This is a genomic window from Paraburkholderia sp. RL17-381-BIF-C, assembly GCF_046026435.1.
In the GTDB taxonomy this organism is placed as follows: Bacteria; Pseudomonadota; Gammaproteobacteria; order Burkholderiales; family Burkholderiaceae; genus Paraburkholderia.
The window spans coordinates 1-942 of the sequence record NZ_JARESX010000194.1; the positions used below are offsets into that span (position 1 = coordinate 1).

Here is a 942-nt window from a genome sequence, read left to right on the forward strand (position 1 = left end):
CTTCGACACCATCGAAGCCGGCAAGCTTGGCGTTTTCCGCAGCACGGCGATATTCCTCGACAATCAACGGGATTTCGTCCGTCGCGAGCGCACGAGGCGTGACAAAATCTTTCATGCCATCGTGGACGCGGATCTGTCCGGCCGGTTTGATCGCCGATGGTGCGACAGGCAGCGCACCGGCATGCATATCGGGGTGTGACATCCGTCCCGTGTGCCAGAGCTGCAGGAAGATCCTGCCCTCTCGGCGATGCACCGCCTCGGTCACGTGTTTCCACGCCTTAATGTGTTCGCTAGTCCAGATCCCCGGCGTGCGTGGGTAGCCACGCGCTTGTGCCGAGATATTGGTCGCCTCTGTGATGATTAGACCTGCATCAGCGCGCTGCGAATAGTAATCGGCGGCATAGTCAGGCGGCACGCCGGCATCGTCCGAGCGACTGCGCGTCATCGGTGCCATCACAACGCGGTTCTTCAGGAGCAAGCCGCCGATTGTAGCCGCTTGCAAAACAGGACTGGATTTGAGATTAGACATCATGGCTATTCCTTCGAGAATTAGTCGTTTGTTTTTCGATGTGATGGTTGTGGATCAGGCCACGACCTTGGCCCAGACCGCCTGGGCGTTGGTGAACTCGCGTAAGCCGAAATGCGACAGTTCGCGCCCGTAGCCACTCTTTTTTACCCCACCGACCGGAATGCGAGCATTCGAGGCGGGATAGCCGTTGATGAATACGCCACCAGTCTCCAGGCGACGTGCGATGCGTTGTGCTTGTGCGATGTCGTTGGTCCAGAGACTGCCGCCCAGTCCGTAATCGCTGGTATTGGCAAGCTCAATCGCGTGTTCTGCGTTGTCTGCCACCGTGATCGCTGCCACCGGCCCGAATGTTTCCTCGTCGAATGCCGCCATGCCCGGGGTGACGTCAGCTAGCACCGTTGGTTCGTAGAAGT

At 58.7% G+C, this 942-nt stretch carries 2 protein-coding genes; both read right to left on the reverse strand.

Annotation, left to right across the window (positions count from 1 at the left end; all coding sequences use genetic code 11):
* On the reverse strand, positions 1-532 hold a 532-nt coding region (locus P0D70_RS36620), incomplete at its 3' end, for an oxidoreductase (RefSeq protein ID WP_459252451.1).
* A gap of 51 nt (positions 533-583) precedes the next feature.
* Positions 584-942 (reverse strand): aldehyde dehydrogenase family protein (locus tag P0D70_RS36625; protein ID WP_408188115.1); only part of this gene is annotated, 359 nt, incomplete at its 5' end.